This window comes from Bhargavaea sp. GQ12 (genome assembly GCF_059758705.1).
Window position 1 is genome coordinate 47,307 of the sequence record NZ_JCAXEU010000016.1, and the last position, 21,191, is coordinate 68,497.

Here is a 21,191-nt window from a genome sequence, read left to right on the forward strand (position 1 = left end):
TTTTTGAGGGAGTGGATGCTGTGTCCGGGAAATATGGAATGCTGACCATCGGTGACGCCATGATCACCATGAATCCCATGTCAACGGGACCGATGCGTTATGTATCAGGATTTGAAAGAAAGGTCGGAGGGGCGGATCTGAATGTTGCCATCGGCTGTGCACGGCTTGGGCTGAATGCCCGCTGGATCAGCCGGCTCGGGAAAGATGAATTCGGCAAGGTCATATACAGTTTTGCCCGTGGCGAAGGGGTGGATGTGAGCCATGTCCGTCATGAAGAGGAATTTGCTACAGGAGTCAATTTCAAAGAAATCCGCGAAGATGGGTCGGGAAAGACGTTTTACTACCGGTTTCCGACTCCGCTGAGTGTATTGACTCCCGAGTCTATCACCGAAGACATGTTTGACGGGATTCAGCTGCTTTATCTGTCCGGTGTATTCCTTTCTCTGGACCCGAAGAATGTGGCGATCGCCCTGCGAATGATCGATATTGCTGAAGAAAAAGGCATTACGGTCGCATTCGATCCGAATATCCGGCTGAAGTTGTGGACGATCGACGAGGTCCGGGAAGCTTTTGCTCCGATCTTGCCGAGGGTGGACATCCTGCTGACCGGCTTCGAAGAACTTCAGCTGATCGCGGATCGGAAGGGTTTGCAGGAATGCCTGGATTTCCTGGATTCGTACGAAATCCGGGAAGTTGTCATCAAGGACGGAAGCAAGGGATCCAAGCTCTACCGGGAAGAAAAATGCTTTACCGGAGAACCGTTTCAGGTGAAGGCGATCGATACGGTCGGAGCAGGTGACGGATTCAATGCCGGATATCTCTACGGATACCTGAACGGTCTTGGACCTGAAGAGAGTCTTCGCTTTGCGAATGCTGTGGGTGCGCTGGTCACGACGGTTTCCGGGGACAATGAAGGAATGCCCGATCTTGATGAAGTGAATGCATTCCTCGGGAACGAAACGGTCATCGAACGTTGATGGGGAGGAATCTGCATTGAACACACCATCAATCATTCTGCAGGAAATCAGCCAAGTGGTCGGAAAGGTCGATCGTGACCAATACCGACAGCTCAAGGAAATGCTGGCCGAGCCGGGCAAGCTGTTCATCTTCGGCGAGGGCCGATCCGGGCTCCTGGGGAGGATGATCGCCATGCGGCTGATGCACTGTGGCTGTGAAGTGTATGTCGTTGACGAAACGATTACCCCTTCCCTGGCCAAAGGGGATCGCCTGCTGATCATCTCCGGGTCGGGCAATTCTGCACGCATCCGTGAGATGGCAAAGAAAAGTGAGGCCACAGGTTATCGGGTCTGGCTGGTGACCGCTGATGGGGAAGCACTCGGAGAGACTTGGTGCGATGGCGGGATTCTGATTCCGGCTGCAACGAGGAATCGCAAGCCCGGAGAGCCCGCGACTGTCCAGCCGCTCGGCAATCAGTTTGACCAGAGCGCGCACCTGTTGCTTGATGCGGCGGTTATCGATGGTCCCGCTTCCGGATTGGATCATCAAATCTTGAAGGATCGCCACTCGAATCTCTGAGAAGGAAGGTTGACTCATGGCGACTGTCACAGTGCCTCATCAAGAGGTACAAGAGCTGATTGAACAAAAACTTATGGAAAACGGCGTTTCCCAAAAAGGGGCGTCAAAAGTTGCAGACGTGCTCATCCATGCAGACTTGCGCGGGGTTTCCTCCCACGGATCGCTCAGGACGGAACATTATGTGACCCGGCTTCAATCGGAAAGCATCAACCCTGCCCCGAAACTGGACTTTCAGGGCAACCGGTCCTGTGACCGGAATCGTCGACGGAGACGATGGGCTGGGGCATATGGTCGCAGACTTTGCGATGGACCGGGCCATTGAAATGGGCTTGGAGAACGGAGTGGGCATGGTGACCGCCATGAACAGCAGTCATTGCGGGGCGCTCAGTTATTTTGTCCAGAAGGCGGCAAATAGCGGCCTGATCGGAATCGCGAAGACTCACACCGATAAGATTGTCGTGCCATTTGGCGGTAAAGAACCGTTTCTCGGCACAAACCCGATTGCCTACGGGGTGCCGGCAAAAAACGAAAAACCGCTGATTCTCGATATGGCCACATCCAATGTCGCACTCGGAAAGATCCTCCAGAGTGAGGCGGAAGGAAAAGAAATTCCGTCGGGATGGGGAGTGGATGAAGAGGGCCGCGAAGTGAACGACCCTTCAAAGGTGAAAGCACTTCTTCCGTTTGGCGGACCCAAAGGTTACGGCCTTTCCCTGATTGTCGACATCTTCTCCGGGCTCTTGGCCGGGGCCGCTTTCGGTCCCCACATCGCGAAGATGTATGGTGATTATGACCGTAAGCGCAAACTTGGCCATTACTTTTGTGCAATCGATCCAACACGGTTTACCGACCGGGATATGTTCCTCGATCAGATGGACCGGATGATCCGGGAGCTTCATGAGGCGCCTCCTGCGGAAGGGGTCGAGCGAGTTTTTGTACCGGGAGAAATCGAACAGATGAATGAAGAACGGAATCTCCAGCAGGGGATCCGGATCGCAGACAAGACTTATGAGTATTTGAAAAGCTGAAACAATGAATTCATCAAATAAAAGGGAGAGATTGAGATGAAAAAAGCATGGTTGGCAGGAGCGTTGGCATCCGCGATGATTTTGGGGGCATGCGGATCGGATACTTCGTCCGGAGGAGAAGCGGAAGGCGCATCGGGTTCGGGTGATAAGATCGAATGGCGGATGGGCCACCTGGCGGATGAAAATCATATCTGGCACAAGACCGCCGAGCAATTTGCAGAAACGGTCAGCGAGAAAACAGATGGCCAGATTGAAATCACCATCTATCCGAACAACTCGCTTGGCGGAGAGACGGATACGATCAATGCCATCCAGGCAGGAACGGCAGACATGGTCATCTCCGGCGAAACGCTCCAGAACTGGGCACCAAGCGCTGCTTTGATGGCTGCGCCGTATGCCTTCCGTGACCTTGAGCATGTCAAGTCGGTAGTTGAAGGGGAGATCGGTCAGCAGATCGCTGATGAAATCAAAGAAAAAGCCGGCTTGACCCCACTTTACTACCATACCCGCGCACCGCGTAACCTGACGTCCAATGAGCCGATCGAATCTCCTGATGACCTATCCGGATTCAGCATGCGTGTCCCGAACGTCCCGCTTTTCCTTGACGCATGGAGCGCAGCAGGAGCGAAGCCGCAGGTGATGGACTTCCAAGAAGTGTTCACAGGCCTCCAGCAGGGTGTCATTGACGGACAGGAAAACCCGGTCGACTTGATTCAGAGCGGTGGGCTTTATGAAGTTCAGGACTACGTCAACCGTACGGAACATGTCTACTCTTGGATTTATCTTCTCGTCGGGAATGAGCAGTTCAACCAGCTGACCGATGAGCAAAAGGCAGCTGTTGAAGAGGCCGCGGCTGAAGCCCAAGAATATGGAATGGAACTCTATGATGAAGAAATTGAAAAGATCGAACAGGCATTGAAGGACGAAGGCATGGAGTTCGTGGATGTGGACCAGGATGCGTTCCGTGAAGCGATGAAGCCGGCCATTGAAAAATCCTTGAAGCCAGAACAGTTGGAGCTCTACAACCAAATCCTTGAAACAGAGTAATGGACTTGATGGAAGGCACATCTGGCTGGACAGTAGCCATATGTGCCTTTCCTACTAGAAAGGACTGAACAGATGTGTCAACGATCCGGAAGGCGATTGACTTTACTCTGGCCACATTGACATTTTTGAGTTTTGCCGGTGTGATCATTATTGTCTCCGTGCAAATTGTGTCACGGTTTGCGCCGTTCTCCTTTATCTGGACAGAGGAGCTGACCCGATACCTCTTCCTTTACGCCATTTGCTTCGGCGCGCCCCTGGCATTGATGAGAGGGGAATTCATTAACGTCGATCTCATCTTAAATAAAATGCCGGATAAGTTCCGGCGGTACTACGAAGTAGCCATTTATGTGCTCATCATTGCGCTCAGTGTAGTTATGGTGATAGAGGGCTATCAATTCACGCTGATCGGCAAAAACCAGGCTTCTGCAACCATGCCATTCCAAATGTCGGTTATCCATGCTGCGCTGGTCATTATGGCGGTCTTCCTAATCTATTATGCGATTCTGAAAGTGATCGACCTGATCAGAAATGAACAAGATTATTCCCAAGACTTCGGAGGTGAGGATTTGTAATGGCTGCCCTTCTGTTTGTATCATTTATCGTTTTAATTTTCTTGGGAGTACCGGTGGCCTTCAGCCTGGGCCTCTCCTCCCTCCTTTACCTGCTGGTGGCTGATATTCCATTGACCATCATTCCTCAGCGGATGTTTGGCGGTCTCAACTCTTTTGTTCTTCTTTGTATCCCGGGCTTTGTCCTCGCGGGTAACCTGATGAACGCAAGCGGAATCACAGACAGGATCATTGATTTTGCGAATAATTTCCTCGGTCATATCAGGGGCGGGCTCGGACTTGCAAATGTCGGTTCGTCGATGGGGTTTGCCGGAATTTCCGGCACGGCGCTTGCGGATACGGCAAGCATCGGTTCAGTCCTGATTCCTGCAATGAAGCGGGAAGGCTACGGTGCGGGATTCTCGGTTGCTGTCACGGCTTCGTCCTCCACGGTCGGACCGATTATTCCTCCGTCGCTTCCTTTGATCATCGTAGGGACGTTGGCATCCCTTTCTATCGGTGATCTGTTCCTTGCCGGTGCCATTCCAGGTATCTTGCTCGGGTTGGGACTGATGATCCCTACATATCTCATTTCGGTTAAGCGCAACTACCCGAAGGGGGAGCGCAAAACACTTGGTGAAATTGGAAAAAGTTTCATCAATGCCTTTTGGGCACTTCTGATGACGATCATCATCCTGTGGGGAATCCTTGGAGGCTTCTTCACACCGACAGAAGCATCCATTGTGGCTGTGCTTTATGCATTTGTCATCGGGATCTTCGTCTATCGACAGCTTCCAATAAAGGAAATACCGAAAATTATGCTGGATTCCATGACAACGACGGCCTCGATCATGCTGTTGGTCGGATTCGCCAACCTGTTCGGCTGGATCATGGTCCGGGAGCAGATCCCGCAGCTGGTGGCTGATTCCATTCTTGGGATTTCGACAAATGCGATTGTGGTCATTCTTCTGATTAACTTGCTCTTGTTGTTTGTCGGAACCTTTATGGAAACCATTGCAGCTATTGTGATTTTGTTCCCGGTTCTTCTTCCTGTGGCGACATCCATCGGCATGGACCCGATCCAGTTCGGTGTCATGATGGTACTCAACCTGGTGATCGGTCTGTGTACACCGCCGGTGGGCGTCTGTTTGTTTGTTGCCTCTCAAATCGGGAAAGTCTCGATGGGCAAGGCGACGAGAGAGCTCCTTCCGTTTCTTGGAGTCAGTCTCGTGGTCCTGCTGCTTGTGGCGTTTGTGCCGGAAATCACTACATTCCTGCCAAGTCTATTTGATAATTAAGGAGAATGTCTGATGAAAGCTGTCCATATTCCTGAACCACATACTTTGAATGTCATCGAAATGGAGAAACCGGAAATCCAGAATTCGACAGATGTCCTCGTGAAGGTCAAGCGGGCGGGAATCTGCGGATCGGATATGCATATCTTCCACGGCACAAATCCTCTGGCCACCTATCCGAGGATTACGGGCCATGAAGTTGCTGGGGAAGTGGTGGAAACCGGCACGGGCGTGAATCAGCTTAAAGCGGGTGATCATGTGGTCGTTGAGCCAATCCGGTATTGCGGAGAGTGCTATGCATGCCGCAAAGGCCGACCGAATGTCTGCGAACACCTTTCCGTTTTCGGTGTCCACGAAGATGGAGGCATGCGTGAATATATCGTATTGCCTGAACGTCAGCTGCACGCGGTGGATCCTGAACTTGATTGGGACGAGATCGTCTTGGCGGAGCCATATACAATCGGTGCTCAGGCAATATGGCGTGGAAATGTTGAGGAAGGGGATACCGTTCTTATCCAGGGCTGCGGGCCGATCGGCATCTGTATTCTGAAGATGGCCAAGATTGCTGGGGCAACTGTTTATATGACAGATCTGAATGAAGAACGGATGAAGTTTGCCCTTGAAAGCGGTGCGGATGAAGTCATTGATGCAGGAAAAGAGCAGGTCGATCAGGCCGTTATGCGCCTGACGGACGGCAAGGGTGTCAATGTCGCCATCGATGCAGTGGGTCTTCCCTCAACGGCTGCTCTCGGAGTGGACCTAGTCACGCCTGCCGGGTATGTTGTGATACTCGGATTCGACGAGCGTCCTTCGCCAATCCCGCAGCTTCCGGTTACCAAGAAAGAAGTAACCATCGTCGGTTCCCGACTGCAGACAAATCAGTTCGGCCGTGTGGTGGAACTCCTGAATGGAAAGAAGCTCCACTCGGATGGCCTGATCACCCACAAGTTCCCTCTTGAACAGGCCGGAGAAGCATTCAAGTTTGTCGAAGAGCACCCGGACCAGGTCCGGAAAGCACTGATTGTATTTGACTGAGGAGGCTGTCCATGATTCCGAAGATAAAGGTATACGAGGAATTGCTTGATACAAAAGTGGTTGCCGTGATCCGGGGAGAAAATGCGGAAGAGGCGTTGGCCATTTCCGAAGCGGCGCTTGAGGGAGGCATGAAGGCCATCGAGGTGACCTACACCACCCCTGGAGCTGGGCAGGTGATTGAGCGGCTTTCCGGTACGGACGCACTGGTCGGAGCGGGTACCGTACTCGATGCAGAAACCGCAAGACATGCCCTTCTGGCGGGAGCAGCGTTTATCGTGAGCCCCCATTTCGATCCGGAAGTGGCAAAGTTGTGCAACCGTTACAGCACGCCGTATTTGCCGGGCTGCATGACGATCAAGGAAATGGTGCTTGCAAGTGAAGCGGGCTGTGACATTCTCAAGCTGTTTCCGGCCAACGGGTTTGAACCGTCATTTATCAAGTCGGTGCAGGGACCGCTTCCAAATGTCCGGATCATGCCGACCGGAGGCATCAACAAAGACAATATGAATAGCTGGCTCGAGGCAGGCGCCGTGGCAGTGGGCGTCGGAAGCGACCTGACGAAGACATACCGTGCTTCCGGCAGGGAAGCCGTCGTGGAATCGGCCCGCAGCTATATGGCCGCTGTACAGGGATGAGGGAGGAATAAGTTTTGAACATCACATTCAGATGGTACGGACGCGGCAACGACAGTGTCACGCTTGAGCAGATCCGCCAGATTCCGGGCGTAAAGGGGATTGTATGGGCATTGCATCAGAAGCCGGTCGGAGATGTATGGGAAAAGGATGAAATTCTTGAAGAAATCGAGTATATCCGGTCACATGGCTTCCATGCGGATGTCGTAGAGAGCGTCAATGTGCACGAGTCAATCAAGCTGGGAAATGATGAGCGGGACCGCTACATCGAGAACTACAAGGAAACCATCCGCAATCTGGGCGAGGCCGGCGTCAAGGTGATCTGCTATAACTTCATGCCGATCTTCGACTGGACCCGGACGTCGCTGTATGAACCGCTCGAAGACGGGTCGACAGCCCTTTATTTCGATAAAGAGAAGATTGAGTCGCTGGATCCAGAAGAACTTGTCAGTACGGTCGCTTCTGCGTCCGATCTGACGCTGCCGGGCTGGGAGCCGGAAAAGATGGCCCGGATCAAAGAGCTGTTTGAGGCATATCGGGAGATTGACGAAGACAAGCTCTGGGAACATCTCGCCTACTTCCTCGGGGAGATTCTGCCTGTTGCAGAGCAAGCAGGCATCCGTATGGCTATTCATCCGGACGATCCGCCGTGGTCGATTTTCGGCCTGCCGCGCATCATGACCGGCGGCGAAAGCTGGAAGAAGCTCCGTGAAATCTCCGATTCCCCGTCGAACGGCATTACATTCTGTACAGGTTCGATGGGCGCTAATCCTGAAAATGACATGGTCGAATTGGCAAAAGACTATCTGGCACACTCACCTTTCAGCCATGTCCGAAACGTACGCATCTTTGAAAATGGCAGCTTTATCGAAAGTTCCCACCTGACCTCGGACGGGTCGGTTGACATTAACGGGGTCATCCGTCAATTCGCCGATCAGGACTATGACGGTTATGTACGGCCGGATCATGGCCGGCATATCTGGGGAGAGGAATGCCGGCCTGGATACGGTCTCTATGACCGCGCACTCGGCATCATGTATCTGCTTGGACTATGGGATGCCTTTACGTCCGGGAAAGAGGAGAAGCCATTATGACAACCCATGAAAACCTTCAGGGTCGGGCAGCCGTCATCACGGGCGGCAGCGGCGTCCTTTGTTCCGAGATGGCCCGGTCGCTGGCGGCCCAGGGCGTGAAAGTCGCCATCCTTAACCGGACCGAGGAAAAAGGGTTGGATGTGGCCGACGAAATCAAGAGGAATGGCGGGGAAGCGATAGCGGTTGCGGCTGACGTGCTTGACCGCAGCTCTCTTGAACAGGCTAAAGAACAGATTTTGGAACGCTTCGGCCGGGTCGATATCCTGATCAACGGCGCAGGCGGCAATCATCCGGATGCCATTACGGATATGGAAACCGCCGATGAATCAGCAGAAGGGAAGTCATTCTTCGACCTGGAACAGGAAGGCTTCGACCGGGTGTTCTCAACCAACTTCACAGGATCCTTCCTGGCCAGCCAAGTGTTCGGCAGAGAATTGTTGAAACAGAAGCATCCCGTCATCCTCAACATCTCTTCGATGAGTGCTTACTCGCCGATGACAAAGGTTCCGGCATACAGCGCGGCAAAGGCCGGAATCAATAACTTCACCATGTGGATGGCGGTGCACTTTGCCGAGAAAGGCCTGCGTGTCAACGCCATTGCCCCGGGATTCTTCCTGACAACACAAAACAAAGATCTTTTGACGAATCCGGACGGCTCGCTTACGCCCCGTTCCGAGAAGATCATGGCCGGCACACCGATGAAACGTTTCGGCAAGCCGGAAGATCTGGTCGGTACCGTGCTTTGGCTGGCCGACGAGTCCTACTCGGGCTTTGTCACTGGGATCACGGTGCCGGTTGACGGAGGCTTCATGGCGTATTCGGGAGTTTGATTGAATGAGAAGGCTGTGCCGGAGACGGCATGGCCTTTTATTTGAGTGGGAGGAGAATCGCATGAAATTGCAGCTGGCTCTGGATCGCCTTTCAAGACAGGAATGTTTTGACATTATCTCGGAAACCCATGGTGACATCGATTGGATTGAAGTAGGTACCGGAACCATCAAGGAGCACGGTATCCGGCTTGTGAAGGATATCAAAGATGCGTATCCGGGTAAGACCATCGTGGCCGACATGAAAATCTGTGATGCAGGCAGGCACGAGGCAGAACTGGCCTTTCGGGCAGGAGCGGACGTGGTTACCGTGATGGGGTTCGCAGGCATGGAAACGATCCGGCAAGTACTTGGATCTGCTGAGGAACAGGGGAAACGTGTAATGGTGGACCTGCTTGAGGTGACGGATCCCGGCCGGGTCCAACAAATTCACTTAACAGGAGCCGACCTGTTTTGTCTGCATGTCGGAAAGGACCGGCAGACAAGCGGTGGGCAGCATTTCGGAGAGCAGCTGCCCCTTGTGGCGGGGCTGGATCATGTAGATCTGGCTGTTGCCGGAGGTATCGGTCCGGATGACCTCCCTTCGCTGAGGAAACTGGGAGTGGGAATTGCCATAGTGGGGAGTCATATCACCAACAGTCGGAATCCGGGGCAGGCAGCTGCTGGACTGGCGGAGATGCTTCGTGGGACGAATGGGTAACAAAGTATGAAGTTGTCGTGAAATTAGTGTTGATAAATGACATATAAATGGGGAACAAAGAGGACGACACGGGTGACACCTGTGTCGTCCTCTTATAGTGTTTTTAATTATCCGATTACACCCATCAACCAAGGCGCCGCATAAAGAACCATAAACATCACCCCATAGTTGACACCAAACCGGTGCAAGAGCCCCGAGATCAGTGCAACCAGCAGCACGCCGGAGATATTGACCCAGCCGGCGTCCATGAACGCGAGCATGACGACGAGTCCTGCAAAGAGTCCAATGAGTGCTTCGTGCGGAATACGCTTAAACACGAAAGCACAGATTTGGTTGGAGTATTTGATCGTCGCATAGAAGGTCAGGACGATGGCAACGGCCGATCCGATAACTGCCGCAATCATGATCTCGCTCATCGACATGATGTGGTGGAAGTTATTCTCCGGTGTCATGACTGGCGGTGCATTGAACAGTGCGTTTGCCGGTCCGATGGCCATTGGCGAAAGCGGAAGTCCGATTGCAAGCAACGGGATCAGTGTACCGGATATATAGGAAGCATTGGTCAGCCCGTCCATCGTCGAGATGGCTCTTGATGCGCGCTTGACCGGGTCTTTAATATGACGGGTCAGGGCCTCACCCAAGAAGATCGTCATCCCGACAGGTGTAAGGAAGAACGTCAGGGTCCCGAGGCCGGCACCTGCTGCGGATGTTCCGATTTCCTGTTTGGTCAGAATCTTGAACGGGTTAGGGAAACCTTTGTATTGCTGCTGGCGCTTGAACGTGATGTCCTTTTCTTTCTCGGTATACTCCTTGTCCCGAACGTCTTTGTTCATCAGCTCGAACAGTTTAAAGACGACCGGTCCGATGGTGATGCCAAGGAAGAAGGAAACAAAGACGGTTGTATCCGCCGGGACAATACCCGTCTCCCAGTACAGCTGCCGGAGCCCCTGAATCAGCAGGGCAAATGGCAGGATCATGAGCAGGGACAGGATTTTATTGCTCGCCATGAGTGCCAGGAAGACAGCTCCCAGGAAAAAGATCAGTCCGGCATGCTTACTGATGGTTTCCGCGTAAGGAATAATGAGGCTGGCTACCAAGAGGCTTAAAGGGAGGGAGACGAGAGTCCCGATTACGGAGCCGGAAGCCATTTTTCTGATACTCACGTCAGGCAGACCATGTTCCTTTAAGACCATGGCGTGCTCAACCATAGGCGCAGCCATAACACCGCCCGGGATACCGGCAACAGCAACCGGAATAGAGTCGGTCAGCTTCTTTGCAACGATTGCCGAGAAGAAAAAGGCCAGTACGACATACGGCGAAACACCCAGCAAGATCATTGCCAGTGTGACCGGAGCCAGTACAGCCGTTTCATCAGTCCCCGGCGCAATTCCGATAAGCGTATAGAGGACGGCACCCCCGATGCTGGCCAGGATCATAAGGAGAATAATCGTGAGATCCATCAGGATGCATCCTCCTCTTCGGCATGAACATTCCGCTTCGGTCGGATAAAGACACTGCAAGCAATAAATGCGATCACACCGCCGGCGAGTCCAAATACGAGTGGCATCGGTGACTCATTCGGTGCAATGATGTAGCCGCCAAGTGTTCCGGTGATACATAATGCAATCGAAATCAGCAGATCCTTCAGATCCACCGAATCCCCCCAGACGTCGTAATAACGCCTTTCTTTTTCCATTAGAAATCCCCCTTCGATCAGTTGGAAATAAAGATGGATAATACGTTGGCTTCTTTGTCGTCTTCCGTCGGCAAAAAGACATGCGGTCTGCTTCCGTCAAAGTAAGCAGTATCCCCTTCCCGCAATCTTGTCAGTTCCCCGTCATAGGAAAGGTCAATTTCTCCCTGCAGCACATAGACAAATTCATGTTCCGAATGTGTGTAAGGCTGAAGTTCCCGTTTTCCCGGAATCACCCGTACGAATGTGGGCTGGATTTTGGTGTTACTGGATGATACGGCCAATGTCTGATAAAGATAACCCGCCTCTTCACCGGCCTGGATTTCTTGCCGTTCACTCACTCTCGTGATGGAAAGCGGCTTTGCATCTTCTTCCTGCAAAAGCCAGGACAGGGTCACACCGAGCGCATTCGCGAGTTTGGAAAGAGTGGCGACTGCCGAACCTGTCTGGCCGCGCTCAATTTTTGAGATCAGGCTTTTGGTCAGCCCGCATTGGTCGGCCAGCTGCTGCTGGGTCATGCCTCTGCCTGTGCGCAGGCTTCGAATTTTCTCTCCTGTAGTCTGTAGGGCCATGAAACGTCACGCTTTCTTGCCGGCATGCAATTCTTTGAGAAGCTCTTTTGCCTTATCAATCCGGACGTCTTTCAGTTCCACCATTTTGTTGGACAGCCAGTCGATCTGATCTTTCTCCGCACCGGCCTGAACCGCGATGTTTCTTGCGTGCAGGGCCATATGGCCACGCTGAACGCCTTCGGTAGCTAGAACTCGTATAGCCGCCATGTTCTGAGAGAGACCGACTGCGGCAATGATCTGCGCGAGTTCGGAACTGCTTTCAACCCCCATCAGCTTCAGGCAGGCCTGCGCGGCAGGGTGGGTTTTGGTTGCGCCCCCGACAATACCGACAGCCATTGGAATCTCGATGGAGCCGGTGAGCACCCAGTCTTCGACATGCCATTCGGTAAGTGCACGGTACTGACCGGAAAGGGAGGCGTAAGCATGAGCACCGGCCTCAATTGCGCGCCAGTCATTTCCGGTCGCGATGATAACAGGATCGATTCCATTCATGATGCCTTTGTTGTGGGTGGCAGCACGGTAAGGGTCAATTACTGCGATTTCATTGGCCTGTTCCATTCGCCGCGCGACTTCCTCGCCGGAGAACTCGTCAGTTTCCAGATGCTCAACCGGGATTCTTACTGTTGCTTTCGCAAGACGATAGGCTGCCAGATTGCTGAGGATGCGAAGCAGAACAGTGCCATTCGTTAATTGTTCAATCTTCGGTGTTAGACGTTCGGTCATTGTATTAACCGCATTTGCTCCCATCGCATCCAGGACATCAACAATGAGGTGGAGGGCAAGAACCGGGTCGCCATTTCTCATATGGAGAACGCGCATCTCGATGTCTTTGGCGCCGCCGCCAAGAGAATGCAAAGTTTGATCAAACGAGTTGGCCATGTCCAGAAGCTCTTCTTTGTTGGCTTCAATCGCTTCTTTCGCCTTTTCCGGATCTTCAAGGTTCAGCACGTGCATCTGCGCAATCATGATGGAACCGGTATAGGAAGTCTCAAAGCCGCCGGATTTCCGGGCAATCCGCGCCATGTTGGAAGCCGCAGCCACAACGGACGGTTCTTCAACCGCCATCGGAATCAGAATCTCCTTGCCGTTGATGATAAAGTTGCTGGCGATTCCAAGAGGAAGCTCAAAGTTGCCAATCACATTCTCGATCATCCGGTCCGCGACATCGATCGGGAGTCCTTCCGGTTCTGTCAGAATCGCCAGTGTCTCCTGGTCCAGAACAGCCATTTCTTTTAGTAGTTCAATCCGTTCCTCCACGCTCTTCTTATAGAACTGGGGGAGGCGAGAACCTGTAGTGGTCATAGGGAACACACTCCTTGGAAAATTTTATTCAACTTTGTTGAATGACATTCAACTATTAGACAAAAAATAAAGCGCTTTCAATGAGAATGCTAACAATGTCGAAACTTGTTGTCAATGAATTTTGAAAAGATAGTGATTTAAAGGGGAGGGAGCTAGGCTTATTCATGTGAATAGAAGATTTTACTTTACCGTCTAGAAAACGACACTGGCCCACCGCCTAGTGTCGTTTTCAGCTTGATGACGATTTGTGATTGTGTATTTCTTTTAAAGCCTCCAAGTCGAGAATCACATAATTGCGTTTTTCTTTCGCAATGATTTCAGCTTCCTGTAATTTTCTTAGGTGGTTGGATACAGTGACCCACGTAGTGCCGATCAGTTCACCCAATTCCCGCTGAGTCAGGTTGAAATCTATGTAGATGCTTCCGTCTTCTCTGGTAATTCCATATGCTGCGCTCATCTCCAAGAGGGCAGTGCTTAATCGTTTGAGCGAATGTTCAAAGGATAAGTCTAATGTGTGGTTGGTTAATGTCCGGATCCGGAGACTCATGATCTTGAACACTTGCAACATCAGTTTTTCTTCTGTCAGTACCTTCTTGATGAATTCATCTTTATCAAACTTCCAAATCAGACAGTTTGTGATGGCAGTCGCTGTGAACATATATTGGGCGTTATTAAATAAGGAAGACGTTCCGACAATGGAGTTGGCACCAAGAAATCCTGCGTTCTTCTCCTGACCATTTTCATTGGTCACCGATAGTTTTACACGCCCTTTATTAATTAGAAAGACGCTCTCCATCTTCTCTCCTTCCAAGAAGAGGATTTCATTTTTCTTATATTGATGGATAGGTCCCTTCTCTAGCATTCCCCAATCGTAAGGTGCGTCCTTCATCCAAAAAGTAGGTAACAGTTGATTGGTCGGCATGCTAATGCGCTCCCTCCATAAAATTTCGGAATTCGAACATATTTTATCACAGAAACTAAATAAAAAATCAGATAACATAAAGAGTTTTATATTTTTCGACATCAAAACTATATATACTCAAGCAAAGAAAGCGCTTTCCTGAGCGTAAGGAGGAATTGGTTTGAAAAAAAGATTATTGCTGGGGATTACATTAATTACTTCGATGGCAATGGCGGCATGCGGAAATGGTGAAGCACAGTCGAGCGACGAATTTCCGGATGACTCGATTGATTTGATTGTGGCCTATGCGGCAGGCGGAGGAACGGATACGGGTGCCCGGATCTTACAACCCTACTTGGAAGACGAGCTCGGCGTTACGGTGAATATTATCAACCAGCCGGGCGGTGCCGGCTGGGTTGGCTGGGCAGAGCTTGCCAAGGCAGATCCGGATGGGTACACCATCGGCTATGTAAACTCTCCGAATATCATTACCGGCTATCTGGACCCGAAATATAACCGTCAGGAAACTTTGGAGAACTTTGATTTTCTTGCGAATCACGTTCTGGATCCTGGTGTGATTGCAATCAAAGCCGATGAAGATCGTTTCACGAACTTTGAAGAAATGATTAAGTACGCCCAGGAAAACGAATTGACTGCGACAACTTCGGGCGTGGGCAGCAACGATCATATGGCTATTCTTCTGATGAACAAACACTACGACACGAAGATCACGCCAATTCATACAAAGGGAGCTTCTGAAGGTTCTGCTCAGGTGTTGGGAGGGCACGTTGACCTGTTTGTTGCAAAGGTTGGTGAAGCTGCTAACTATCATCAGAATGGGGATATGAAAGCCATCGCGGTCACCACAGAAGAGCCGTCTCCGTTCCTTGAGAATGTACCGACAACAGCTGAACTAGGCTATCCCGAAGTGACCCACCGCTCCGCCCGAGGCATTGCCGCTCCGGCCGGACTGCCTGAAGACATCAAAGAAAAACTGAGCACGGCTCTCCAGAAAGCGATTGAAAATGAAGAGCAAATCGAGCAGATGGGGAAACAAGGGCTTGAAGTTAAACACTATGGACCTGAAGAATTTACGGAGCTGTTGAAAGAAGATGAAGCACAGGTGAAAAGCCTGAGCGACCTGCTTGGCTACTGAAGATCAGGCTACCAAATACAGCGTATTTGGTAGCCTTCATTTTAAGGGGGGATGACCTGTGATTAAGAAAGCGATCAATCAAGATGTTGTGATGGGCGCTGCATTACTCTTGGTCTCTGGGGTTCTCTATATGATGGCCAGAGAGCTGATCAGTGAGGCAGCAATATTCCCAATGGTACTCATCATCCTACTGGCCATATTTGCCTTGGCTATTCTCTTTAAAGGTGTCGGAAGAGATGAAAAAACCTATGGAGATCATGGGGACGATGAAGAAAAGCTGAATGTTGAAATGTTGAAGTCTCCTCTCATCGTGTTTGCAGGAATCTTCTTATACTGCCTGTTGATTACGGTGGTCGGGTTTTTCGTCGCCACCTCAATTTTCTTGGTTCTTTACCTTTACCTGAACCGTTATCGATCCATCATCAAAGTAATCACTACCGTTCTTGTGGTCAATTTATTTATCTACTTGTTATTTGTTCAACAACTTAACGTGCGTCTGCCTGCGGGCTTGATGTTTGAATAGGAGGTGACACTATGAGCATGGATTTATTGGGATCTGTATTTAACGAATTGATGACCTTAGAAGTACTGATCGCCATGTTCGTTGGCGTAATTGGAGGGATTGTTGTAGGATCCCTTCCAGGTCTTAGCTCGACGATGGCTGTTGCGCTGTTGGTTCCGATTACGTTTGGAATGACTCCGGTCGCTGGCTTAGTTATGCTGACAGCGATCTATACATCTGCTATGTATGGAGGTTCTATTTCTTCAATTTTAATACACACCCCGGGAACTCCCTCTGCTGCAGCAACGGCAATTGATGGCTATAAACTAACTCAAAAAGGTCAGGGTGGAAAGGCGATTGGTGTTGCGACAGTCTCCTCCATGATTGGTGGATTAATCAGTGCGCTCTTTCTACTTTTCTTGGCACCACCACTATCGAAAATATCGCTTGCTTTTAGTGCACCGGAATATTTCCTGGTAGGGATATTCGGGCTCACCATTATTGCGAGCCTGGCATCGAAGTCGATGGCGAAAGGTCTTGCATCTGGGGTAATCGGTCTGATTATCGGTGCAGTTGGTGTCGATATTTTAACAGGCTATCCAAGATTTACAATGGGCTTTTCTTCATTGGAATCTGGCGTCCCGCTTGTCCCCGCCATGATCGGGTTGTTCTCCCTCTCACAAGTCATGATCCAAGTAGAGAAGAGAAAAGAGAAGAAAGCCGATCTTTCGAATGCCAAGATCTCTGGCAAAATTCGGCCGAACAGAAAAGAATTCAAAATGATTTTGCCTACAATCCTTCGTTCCAGTGGCATTGGAACACTGGTCGGGATGTTGCCAGGTGCCGGCGGCGATATTGGAAGCTGGATTGGGTACAACGAAGCGAAACGTTTCTCAAAAAACAAAGATGAATTCGGTAAAGGTCATATTGAAGGAGTTGCAGCACCGGAGTCTGCAAATAATGCAGTCACAGGCGGGGCGCTAATTCCATTGCTGACATTAGGGATTCCGGGAAGTTCTACGACCGCTGTTTTGCTTGGCGGCTTAACCATCCAGGGTCTGATTCCCGGCCATACGCTTTTCACGACACACGCGAATGTAACCTATTCGGTCATTATCGGTTTTATCATTGCCACAATCCTCATGGGGATTATCGGTCTGTTGGGGGCAAGATTTTTCCTGAAAGCATCTTCTGCCCCGGAAGCGATTCTATCTCCTGTCATTGTTGTACTTTGTGTAGTTGGTGCGTTTGCGATTAACAACAACTTCTTTGATGTATGGGTCATGTTGCTGTTTGGTCTGGTAGGCTATTTCCTGCGCAAAACAGGGTTCCATCCTGCGCCAGTCATTTTAGGGATGATCCTCGGACCTATTGCGGAAAACGGTCTCAGGCAATCTATGCTGATGGCAAAAGGTGATCTGATTACCTATTTCCTCAGCCGTCCGATTTCCATTGTTTTAATTCTGTTGATCTTGATTGCGTTGCTATCACCGCTGTTTGTGAAGTTTTTGCGAAATAAGGGCAGCGTTCTAACAAAAAGAGGAGCGGTTGAATCATGAATAAAGGTGCATTGGAAGGAATCAAGGTATTGGAGTTCACACACTGGCTCTCCGCGCCATACTGCGGAAACATCTTGTCGGACTTGGGGGCAGAAGTGATTAAGATTGAATCTCCAACCGGAGACCAGGTGAGAAAATCAGGCTCTTTCTTTAAGAATGGCGAGAGTTATCTGTACGTTGCGTATAACCACGGAAAAAAAGGGGTTTCCCTTAATCTCAAAGACGAAAAAGGTAAAGAGATTGTCCGGAAGCTGATTGGCGAAGCTGACGTCGTCATTGAAAACTTCAGGCCGGGAGTGATGGAGAAACTGAGAATCGGCTATGAGGATATGCAGGAGATCAATCCGCGAATTATTTATTTAAGTGTTTCTGCCTTTGGAACAAAAGGGAAATATCGTCTTCGTCCGGGTATGGACCCGATCATTCAGGGGATGGGGGCAGTCATGAGCATGACGGCAGAAGATGAACACTCAGCTCCCATTCTGCCGGGTGTACCGATTGCAGATAATACCACTGCCTTTATCGGCTTTGGCGCAATAGCAACAGCCTTGTATGAAAGAGAAAAGAGTGGTCTGGGCCAGAAAATCGAGATTAACTTGCTCGATATGATGGTATTGAATCTCTCCACCCGTTTCGGTCAGTACATTGCTACCGGAGAGAATCCAAAACCATACGGAAATCAGCACTCTCAAGTCGTTCCTTATCAGGCGTTCCCGACAAAGGATGGGTGGATCATGTCAGGTGCACAAGCTGACCATGCCTGGGAGCCCTTCTGCAGAGCGATTGGCCACGAGGAGCTATTAGTTGAGAAATATGATGCCAACCACAAACGCGTCCAGTACCGTGAAGAACTCACGGAGTACTTGAATCAAGTATTTATGAGCAAGACTACTGAGGAGTGGTGTGAAATCTTTGAGGAGGCAAACATCCTTCATGGTCCGGTGTGGGGAATCGATGAACTGGTGAACAGCGACATTATCCAGGAACACGGCATCATTGAGGAAACCGACCACCCGAGCCTCGGCCCGACTCCGGTGATCAAGGCGCCGATCCATTTCTCTCGTTCTGAGGTTACTGTAAAGAGTCCTTCGAACCGTTTGGGAGAACATACAGAAGAGGTCTTGAAGAATCTGAGTTACAGCGCAGAAGAAATAGAGAAACTGGTAGAGGAAGGGGTCGTGTTTTCCGATGAGAGACTTAGAGTTTAAGATCGAAGGTAATGTCGCCTTTATTCATTTAAATCGTCCCGAACAGATGAACGCATTTAGTAAGGAAATGATTGACCTATGGATTGAGGCCCTGATCGAAATTCGGGATAACGAAGACATCCATATCGGTGTACTCACCGGTAATGGGAAAGCATTTTGCGCTGGTGGCGATGTAAAGTCTATGATTCGGAATGAAGGGTTCATGGGAAAGACGAAAGGGGAACAAGATGACTTCCGCAGCACCCCACTCGCTGTGAAAAACAGTCTGTGGAAAAACATTCAGCGGATTCCTCTATTGATGGATGAGATTGACAAGCCGATGATTGCAGCAATTAATGGGGCTGCCATCGGTGCAGGACTTGATATGGCACTGATGTGCGATTATCGGATTGCATCAGACCGGGCCAAGGTCGGAGAAACCTATATTAATGCAGGTATTGTTCCGGGTGATGGAGGAGGTTATTACCTGCCGAGAATTGTCGGCAAGGAAAGAGCGTTGGAGATGTTCTGGACAGGAAAAATCTATAGCGCAGAGGAAGCCAAAGAGATGGGTCTCGTGCGGGAGGTCGTCGCACCGGAAGAATTGGACCAGGCTGTGAAACAGTTCTGCTCCGTTATTCTGGAAAAGCCACAGCAAGTTGTCCGCATGATTAAGCGGATCGTGAACGAAGGGGAGTCGATGTCACTTAGACAATCGCTGGATTACGTGTCTTCCCAAATGGCAATCAGCGTTTTCCATGAAGAGCATCAGGAGGCAATTGAGAAGCTGAGCGAAAAATTCGGAGCGGCAACTTCCTCCAAGGGAGGTGCTTGAAATGCTGGACAAAAACTTAACCTCCTATGGGGACCCCGGATTCAGCCGGTATATCCGTAAAGCATTTAACCGTCATTTGGGGTATTCCGAAGAAGACTACAAGAAACCGGTAATTGGGATTTGCAACACGTTCAGCGAGATTAACCGTTGCCACAGTCATATTCAGCCTTTGGTGGAAGCGATCAAGCGTGGTGTGTTAATGGCTGGCGGAGTGCCGCTAGAGTTTCCGATTATCTCGCTAGGTGAGATCAATACGTCTCCCACGACCATGCTATACCGGAATCTGGCTGCAATGGATGCGGAAGAGATGATCAAAGCTCAGCCGATTGATGGGGTTGTCCTGATTGGCGGCTGTGACAAAATGGCGCCGGCTTTGCTGATGGGTGCTGCCAGTGCGGATATCCCGACAATTCTAGTGACCGGTGGCCCGATGAATAATGGTGAATACCGCGGAAGGACGCTCGGAGCCTGTTCAGATTGCCGCTTTTTCTGGCAGGAGTATAGAGCGAATGACATCACTAAACAGGAATCCGAAGACATCAATGCAAAACTGGCACCGACGCCGGGACACTGCATGGTCATGGGAAGTGCCAGCACGATTGCTGTTTGCGCAGAGACGATGGGAATTATGCTGCCAGGCGGAGCGACAATTCCGGCCACTCATAATGAACGGGTCGAACATTGCGTAGACTCCGGAAGAGCGATTGTGAATTTGGTCCATAATGAAATGAACTTTTCGGACATTGTCAAAGAGGATTCGATTAGAAATGCCATCACCGCACTGATGGCTATCGGAGGCTCCACGAATACGATTATCCACCTCCTGGCGATAGCAGGCCGGATGGGCTTTAATATTCAACTAAAGGACTTTGACCGGATCAGTGAAACCACACCACTGATTGCAAATGTCCGCCCTTCCGGGAAGTATCAGATGGAAGACCTGCATAAGGCCGGCGGGGTGCCTGTCATTTTGTCTGAACTAATAGAGGAACTGAATCTCGAAATGATGACAGTTACAGGTTCTTCACTCGGGGACAATCTCAAAGTATTTGATCGGATTGAAGAATACGCTGACATCATCCGGACAAAAGAGACGGCGTTGGCGGCAAGCGGGGGGCTTTCTGTTTTATTCGGAAACTTGGCTCCAAAAGGCGCAGTTATTAAACATTCAGCTGCAAGCCTCCAATCCCATAAGGGACCGGCTATAGTCTTTGAAAACGTTCAAGATCTGAACCTGAGGATTGATGATCCAAATCTTGATGTCGATGAAAACAGTGTATTAATTTTAAAAAATACAGGTCCTGTTGGAGGACCGGGAATGCCGGAAGCAGGTTATATCCCTATTCCCAAAAAACTCTTGGAAAAAGGCATCAAAGATATGGTTCGAATTTCTGATGCCAGGATGAGTGGAACAGCTTACGGCACTGTAATTCTCCATGTCGCACCAGAAGCGGCGGTTGGCGGTCCGCTCAATTACGTCAAAGACGGCGACATAATCGAGTTTGACGTAAAGGAAAAGCGTCTGGATCTCCATATAACTGAAGAAGAAATGGAAAAGAGAAAGCAGGAAATGCCGATTCAAACGAATGAGTTGGAAAGAGGCTACCCAAAGATGTACGCTGAAAACGTCCTGCAGGCTGATCAGGGCTGCGACTTTACATTCCTAAGGGGCACTACAAGTGCCAAAGAGAAGCAATTGGAGAACGCAAATGTGTGACTTCAGACCGGCATTCGTGCCGGTT

21 protein-coding genes and 1 pseudogene are annotated in these 21,191 nt (G+C 50.4%); 17 read left to right on the plus strand and 5 right to left on the minus strand.

The window, feature by feature from the left end:
• The first annotated feature begins 20 nt into the window (after positions 1–20).
• The 11 genes and pseudogenes from AC6CHQ_RS13145 to hxlA all read left to right on the plus strand — a co-directional run bounded on the left by AC6CHQ_RS13145 (position 21) and on the right by hxlA (position 9,742).
• A complete protein-coding gene (locus AC6CHQ_RS13145; RefSeq protein ID WP_498081742.1) occupies positions 21–977 on the plus strand; it encodes a sugar kinase in 957 nt (318 codons plus the stop codon).
• Positions 978–993: 16 nt separating this feature from the next.
• Positions 994–1,536, plus strand: a complete 543-nt coding sequence (gene hxlB, locus AC6CHQ_RS13150; RefSeq protein ID WP_498081743.1) for a 6-phospho-3-hexuloisomerase — start codon at positions 994–996, stop codon at positions 1,534–1,536.
• 16 nt (positions 1,537–1,552) lie between these two features.
• Positions 1,553–2,564 (plus strand): annotated as a pseudogene (gene allD, locus AC6CHQ_RS13155) (ureidoglycolate dehydrogenase).
• A gap of 36 nt (positions 2,565–2,600) precedes the next feature.
• A complete protein-coding gene (locus AC6CHQ_RS13160) occupies positions 2,601–3,611 on the plus strand; it encodes a TRAP transporter substrate-binding protein (protein WP_498081744.1) in 1,011 nt (336 codons plus the stop codon).
• A gap of 74 nt (positions 3,612–3,685) precedes the next feature.
• Positions 3,686–4,183 (plus strand): TRAP transporter small permease, encoded by a 498-nt coding sequence (locus AC6CHQ_RS13165; protein ID WP_498081745.1) that lies wholly within the window; start codon positions 3,686–3,688, stop codon positions 4,181–4,183.
• Positions 4,183–5,457, plus strand: a complete 1,275-nt coding sequence (locus AC6CHQ_RS13170) for a TRAP transporter large permease (RefSeq protein WP_498081746.1) — start codon at positions 4,183–4,185, stop codon at positions 5,455–5,457. The genes AC6CHQ_RS13165 and AC6CHQ_RS13170 overlap by 1 nt, the downstream gene beginning before the upstream one ends.
• Before the next feature lie 12 nt (positions 5,458–5,469).
• A complete protein-coding gene (locus AC6CHQ_RS13175; RefSeq protein WP_498081747.1) occupies positions 5,470–6,489 on the plus strand; it encodes a zinc-binding alcohol dehydrogenase family protein in 1,020 nt (339 codons plus the stop codon).
• Between the two features lie 11 nt (positions 6,490–6,500).
• The gene (locus tag AC6CHQ_RS13180) at positions 6,501–7,124 is read left to right on the plus strand and encodes a bifunctional 2-keto-4-hydroxyglutarate aldolase/2-keto-3-deoxy-6-phosphogluconate aldolase (protein WP_498081748.1); all 624 of its coding nucleotides are present in this window, start codon (positions 6,501–6,503) and stop codon (positions 7,122–7,124) included.
• A 14-nt stretch (positions 7,125–7,138) separates the two neighbouring features.
• Positions 7,139–8,215 (plus strand): mannonate dehydratase, encoded by a 1,077-nt coding sequence (gene uxuA / locus AC6CHQ_RS13185; protein ID WP_498081749.1) that lies wholly within the window; start codon positions 7,139–7,141, stop codon positions 8,213–8,215.
• Positions 8,209–9,045 carry an SDR family oxidoreductase gene (locus AC6CHQ_RS13190; protein WP_498081762.1) on the plus strand — a complete coding sequence of 279 codons (837 nt, stop codon included), beginning with the start codon at positions 8,209–8,211 and terminating at the stop codon, positions 9,043–9,045. Before uxuA ends, AC6CHQ_RS13190 begins: the two co-directional genes overlap by 7 nt.
• A gap of 61 nt (positions 9,046–9,106) precedes the next feature.
• The gene (gene hxlA / locus AC6CHQ_RS13195; RefSeq protein WP_498081750.1) at positions 9,107–9,742 is read left to right on the plus strand and encodes a 3-hexulose-6-phosphate synthase; all 636 of its coding nucleotides are present in this window, start codon (positions 9,107–9,109) and stop codon (positions 9,740–9,742) included.
• Between the two features lie 107 nt (positions 9,743–9,849).
• On the opposite strand, the gene AC6CHQ_RS13200 is transcribed toward hxlA, so the two are convergent.
• The 5 genes from AC6CHQ_RS13200 to AC6CHQ_RS13220 form a co-directional block, all read right to left on the minus strand.
• A complete protein-coding gene (locus AC6CHQ_RS13200; RefSeq protein ID WP_498081751.1) occupies positions 9,850–11,202 on the minus strand; it encodes a tripartite tricarboxylate transporter permease in 1,353 nt (450 codons plus the stop codon).
• Positions 11,202–11,438, minus strand: coding sequence for a hypothetical protein (locus tag AC6CHQ_RS13205; protein WP_498081752.1), 237 nt, complete (start codon positions 11,436–11,438; stop codon positions 11,202–11,204). The genes AC6CHQ_RS13200 and AC6CHQ_RS13205 overlap by 1 nt, the downstream gene beginning before the upstream one ends.
• 17 nt (positions 11,439–11,455) lie before the next feature.
• Positions 11,456–12,007 (minus strand): helix-turn-helix domain-containing protein, encoded by a 552-nt coding sequence (locus AC6CHQ_RS13210; protein WP_498081753.1) that lies wholly within the window; start codon positions 12,005–12,007, stop codon positions 11,456–11,458.
• 6 nt (positions 12,008–12,013) lie between these two features.
• The gene (locus tag AC6CHQ_RS13215; protein ID WP_498081754.1) at positions 12,014–13,309 is read right to left on the minus strand and encodes a hydroxymethylglutaryl-CoA reductase, degradative; all 1,296 of its coding nucleotides are present in this window, start codon (positions 13,307–13,309) and stop codon (positions 12,014–12,016) included.
• Between the two features lie 229 nt (positions 13,310–13,538).
• Complete coding sequence (locus tag AC6CHQ_RS13220) at positions 13,539–14,231, minus strand: Crp/Fnr family transcriptional regulator (RefSeq protein ID WP_498081755.1); 693 nt, start codon at positions 14,229–14,231, stop codon at positions 13,539–13,541.
• Between the two features lie 160 nt (positions 14,232–14,391).
• Here AC6CHQ_RS13220 and AC6CHQ_RS13225 point away from each other — a divergent pair, with 160 nt between their 5' ends.
• The 6 genes from AC6CHQ_RS13225 to AC6CHQ_RS13250 are packed head-to-tail and all read left to right on the plus strand — an operon-like array spanning position 14,392 to position 21,166.
• Complete coding sequence (locus AC6CHQ_RS13225; protein WP_498081756.1) at positions 14,392–15,366, plus strand: Bug family tripartite tricarboxylate transporter substrate binding protein; 975 nt, start codon at positions 14,392–14,394, stop codon at positions 15,364–15,366.
• A 58-nt stretch (positions 15,367–15,424) separates the two neighbouring features.
• The gene (locus AC6CHQ_RS13230) at positions 15,425–15,889 is read left to right on the plus strand and encodes a tripartite tricarboxylate transporter TctB family protein (protein ID WP_498081757.1); all 465 of its coding nucleotides are present in this window, start codon (positions 15,425–15,427) and stop codon (positions 15,887–15,889) included.
• A gap of 11 nt (positions 15,890–15,900) precedes the next feature.
• Positions 15,901–17,427: a tripartite tricarboxylate transporter permease gene (locus AC6CHQ_RS13235; RefSeq protein WP_498081758.1), complete on the plus strand. Its 1,527-nt coding sequence runs from the start codon at positions 15,901–15,903 to the stop codon at positions 17,425–17,427.
• The gene (locus AC6CHQ_RS13240) at positions 17,424–18,635 is read left to right on the plus strand and encodes a CaiB/BaiF CoA transferase family protein (RefSeq protein ID WP_498081759.1); all 1,212 of its coding nucleotides are present in this window, start codon (positions 17,424–17,426) and stop codon (positions 18,633–18,635) included. Before AC6CHQ_RS13235 ends, AC6CHQ_RS13240 begins: the two co-directional genes overlap by 4 nt.
• Entirely contained in the window at positions 18,616–19,449 is an 834-nt protein-coding gene (locus AC6CHQ_RS13245) for an enoyl-CoA hydratase/isomerase family protein (RefSeq protein ID WP_498081760.1), read from the plus strand. Before AC6CHQ_RS13240 ends, AC6CHQ_RS13245 begins: the two co-directional genes overlap by 20 nt.
• A 1-nt stretch (position 19,450) precedes the next feature.
• Positions 19,451–21,166: a dihydroxy-acid dehydratase gene (locus tag AC6CHQ_RS13250; protein WP_498081761.1), complete on the plus strand. Its 1,716-nt coding sequence runs from the start codon at positions 19,451–19,453 to the stop codon at positions 21,164–21,166.
• Positions 21,167–21,191 lie beyond the last annotated feature (25 nt).

Coding starts and splice junctions, on each gene's coding strand:
- AC6CHQ_RS13160 (WP_498081744.1), top strand. CDS start 2,601: ATGAAAAAAGCATGGTTGGCAGGAGCGTTGGCATCCGCGATGATTTTG.
- AC6CHQ_RS13170 (WP_498081746.1), top strand. CDS start 4,183: ATGGCTGCCCTTCTGTTTGTATCATTTATCGTTTTAATTTTCTTGGGA.
- AC6CHQ_RS13175 (WP_498081747.1), top strand. CDS start 5,470: ATGAAAGCTGTCCATATTCCTGAACCACATACTTTGAATGTCATCGAA.
- AC6CHQ_RS13180 (WP_498081748.1), top strand. CDS start 6,501: ATGATTCCGAAGATAAAGGTATACGAGGAATTGCTTGATACAAAAGTG.
- hxlA (WP_498081750.1), top strand. CDS start 9,107: ATGAAATTGCAGCTGGCTCTGGATCGCCTTTCAAGACAGGAATGTTTT.
- AC6CHQ_RS13200 (WP_498081751.1), bottom strand. CDS start 11,202: ATGGATCTCACGATTATTCTCCTTATGATCCTGGCCAGCATCGGGGGT.
- AC6CHQ_RS13205 (WP_498081752.1), bottom strand. CDS start 11,438: ATGGAAAAAGAAAGGCGTTATTACGACGTCTGGGGGGATTCGGTGGAT.
- AC6CHQ_RS13210 (WP_498081753.1), bottom strand. CDS start 12,007: ATGGCCCTACAGACTACAGGAGAGAAAATTCGAAGCCTGCGCACAGGC.
- AC6CHQ_RS13215 (WP_498081754.1), bottom strand. CDS start 13,309: ATGACCACTACAGGTTCTCGCCTCCCCCAGTTCTATAAGAAGAGCGTG.
- AC6CHQ_RS13220 (WP_498081755.1), bottom strand. CDS start 14,231: ATGCCGACCAATCAACTGTTACCTACTTTTTGGATGAAGGACGCACCT.
- AC6CHQ_RS13235 (WP_498081758.1), top strand. CDS start 15,901: ATGAGCATGGATTTATTGGGATCTGTATTTAACGAATTGATGACCTTA.
- AC6CHQ_RS13240 (WP_498081759.1), top strand. CDS start 17,424: ATGAATAAAGGTGCATTGGAAGGAATCAAGGTATTGGAGTTCACACAC.
- AC6CHQ_RS13245 (WP_498081760.1), top strand. CDS start 18,616: ATGAGAGACTTAGAGTTTAAGATCGAAGGTAATGTCGCCTTTATTCAT.
- AC6CHQ_RS13250 (WP_498081761.1), top strand. CDS start 19,451: ATGCTGGACAAAAACTTAACCTCCTATGGGGACCCCGGATTCAGCCGG.